General features: G+C 41.2%; 2 protein-coding genes. One reads left to right on the plus strand and one right to left on the minus strand.

All coding sequences use genetic code 11. The features are described from left to right. A partial coding sequence (locus J6U00_RS05715; protein WP_296580057.1) for a Fic family protein occupies nt 1-528 on the plus strand: 528 nt, incomplete at its 5' end. Nucleotides 529-575: 47 nt separating this feature from the next. Here the strand turns inward: J6U00_RS05715 and J6U00_RS05720 are convergent. Further along, the gene (locus tag J6U00_RS05720) at nt 576-2462 is read right to left on the minus strand and encodes a GGDEF domain-containing protein (RefSeq protein ID WP_296580060.1); all 1887 of its coding nucleotides are present in this window, start codon (nt 2460-2462) and stop codon (nt 576-578) included. Nucleotides 2463-3212 lie beyond the last annotated feature (750 nt).

Raw genomic sequence — 3212 nt, forward strand, 5'->3', positions numbered from 1 at the left:
AACAAGCTGGGTATAAAAGACCAGAATGAACTTGACGCCGTTGAAAAGCAGATAACCCTGCTTAGAGGTATACAGGCTGAACAGCAAATGGAATTCAAGAATGTTGATTTCGATTTCTATAAAGGGCTGCACAGTCTGCTGTTCGGAGATCTTTACGATTGGGCAGGCTGCCTGCGCACTATAAACATATCCAAAAAGGGAACTGTATTCTGCGACCATTCCCAGCTTGAAAATGTGGGAACAAAAAAGTTTGAGCGACTTGAAAAGCTCGGCTTCCTGTGCGGAATGCAAGAGGGAAGTTTTTTTGACGAGCTTGCGGAGCTCTATCATGATATGAATATGCTGCACCCTTTCCGTGAGGGGAACGGGAGAACGCTGAGGCTGTTTATTACCCTACTTGTGAGGAACACAGGACGTGATATTGACTTTGCGAAATGCGGAAGTGATATAATGATGATAGCGGCTGTCAAGGCGGCTGAGGGGGATATATCAGTGCTCAGGACGGTGCTTTCCGATATAATTACCTAAATAACATATATCATTAAAAGGCAGCCATAAGGCTGCCTTTGAGTTTATTATCTTCTGCCTGGCTTTGCAAGTTTCTGTTCGTACATCCTAGAATCACTTATCTTGATGAAGTCCTCAAGTCTGCCTGAGGAATCGGTATCCGTAAGAAACGAACCATAGCTCAGCTCTATATTGTATGGCTTGTTTGAATTATGATTGAAGCTGTCCAGAGCACCCTGCAAGCGTTCTGTAAAGCGGTCGAGCAACTTCTGCGAATACTGCGGTGCAAAGATGTAGAACTCGTCACCACCGGCTCTTCCTGCAATTTCACCGGAATCGCAGCATCGCGTGATTATCTCTGCAGCCACCTTTATAGCTCTGTCACCCTCATAATGTCCGTAATCGTCGTTTATATGCTTAAGACCGTCCATGTCTATTACCATGGTGCATACAGTACGCGTTGCAGGAAGAGAGCGTATAGCTTCACGTGATCTGTCGTCAAAGCCACGGCGGTTGAGCATACCTGTAAGACCATCACGTATACTAAGATTTTCAAGAGTGCCTATCAGTTTGTTGATGCGGTCATTTTTCAGGAGAGTTTCAAGAGTCATTGCCATATTTAGGAGCCACAGATTGAAGAATTCGTTGAATATCTCCTTGTCTGCCATTTCTATAATGCAGTACCCAAAGGTCCTTTCTGCGCAGTGAACACTCATAACATAGAAGAAATGAGGCGTGTTTAAACTTGCCTTGGGTATAAGAGACGATGCGTTGAAGGTGTGTCCGGATTCGGTATAGTCCATTCTTTTGTCTATCCATATAGCAGGAGTAAATTCTCCCGTGGGACACATGAAATCGCTGTCGCTTGACAGCCTTCCGCTTATGTCCTTGTGGAGCATAAGAAAGAAGGAGTTATAGTCGCCGAAATTACTTGAAGCTTCAATAAATACATGACCGAGCATGAGCAGACTGTCTACCTTGTTGAGTTTAAGCAGGGCAGATTGAGCGTCGTAAATATTGTAGCTGAAATTGCGGTTTATCTCGTAAACCTTATTGATGTTTTCGGATTCCATCTTATAATCGAGCTTTGAGCAGCCACAGGACTGAGAGTAAATGGGTTTTGAAGTAACTCTAAGATCCTCGGCGAATTCCTTTTTCTCTATGATATTCTTCAATAGAGTAAGAGCTTTGCGTGCTATTTCAACTCTTTCTCTCGTAGCTGAGGAAAGGTGTGGCAGGAACTCCTGCCCTTCAAAGGTACCGTCATAGCCGGATATTGCAATATCCTCTGGAACACGTATATCTCGTTTCTTTAAAGCTGTGATAAGGGCGATAGCCATATAATCGTTTGCGCATACAATAGCTTCCGGCCGCTCAGGCTGTGAAAGGAAGTAATCCGCTGCTTCTTCTCCCTTATGGAACCAGAAATCGCCTTCAAACATACCGGCTCCGTCCTCGGGGAGCCCTCTTGACTTCATAACAGCGCGGAACTCCTTAAGTCGTATCTGCGCGTCAGGGTGAGTAAGATATCCTGACATGAAGCCTATTTTTGTAAAGTGATGATGATCGAGGAAATGTTCTATGAGAGTGCGCAGACCTCCGGCATCATCAAAGTCAATATTGTAAAAGCCCTTTACATGAGTGCTTATAGAAACAACAGGGCACTTCGCCTCACGGAGCTTACGCACTACCTTGTCAGCCATACCTTCAACGTTATAACCTTCACCGTCAAAGATAATGCCGTCAAACTGATCGAGATCAATAAAATCTATCAGTTCGAATTCGTAATCTCCGTACTGAGCGTTTTTGTCACCAATTTTACCGAGAGAGTTGATATATACTATGTTAAACTTCAACTCTTCAGCTACGGTGTTAAAAGATCTGCACAGGTTCTGTCTGTATCTGCTGGTGAAAGAGCATCCAAAGAATGCAATTGTTTTAAGTTGAGCGTTCATAGCATTTATCACCTCGATCCGAACGTGCTGTATCTACTATAATAATATCACAATTTTATTGTAATGTCAACTTGAGAAACGATTAAAATTGACGTTAAATATGCCGATATGACGGATAATAATGAAGTTTAATAAAAAGTTTACACAGTGATAATAATTCTATTTTTGTGCTAAGATTAATAAATTATTATATACGAAATAAATTATTCGTCAGGAAGATTATCACAGAGTGTTATTGTGAGCAGTTCGTCAAAGGATTCGCTCTTTACAAAGTAGACACTTATGCTATAGGCCTCACGTGAAGACGGTGAGAAAAATTGAATATACTCTCAAGAACTATACGCTTCTTTCTCTTCGGTAACGGGTATGAAGAAGAAGGAAAAATTAAGGTGTCGTCGGGCTTTAACCAGTGTGAAAGCGCCTCTGCACTCTTTATCTTGCTTATAAAAGTATCATACTACGGCTAATATAGGCACAGATTTCACCTTTGTAAAGAGCGTTCCTAATGACGTCAGGTGAAAAATTCATAGAACTACCCATTTTCTTTTGATTAAAACATTATCTTAAAAGATAGCTTATTAAATATAATATTTGTTTTATATATTATAGCATAATTAGACTGTATTATCAACATAAATGCATAAAAATTTATAAATAATTAACATATCGAGATAGTAAAAGGCTCTCATTTAACTGAGAGCCTTTGAGAGGGATATTCAAACTTGTTTTGTGGGGAGCTGGTCAATAAGG

The sequence above is a fragment of the Ruminococcus sp. genome (assembly GCF_017650195.1).
Classification (GTDB): Bacteria; Bacillota; Clostridia; order Oscillospirales; family Ruminococcaceae; genus Ruminococcus.

Coding starts and splice junctions, on each gene's coding strand:
- J6U00_RS05720 (WP_296580060.1), bottom strand. CDS start 2,462: ATGAACGCTCAACTTAAAACAATTGCATTCTTTGGATGCTCTTTCACC.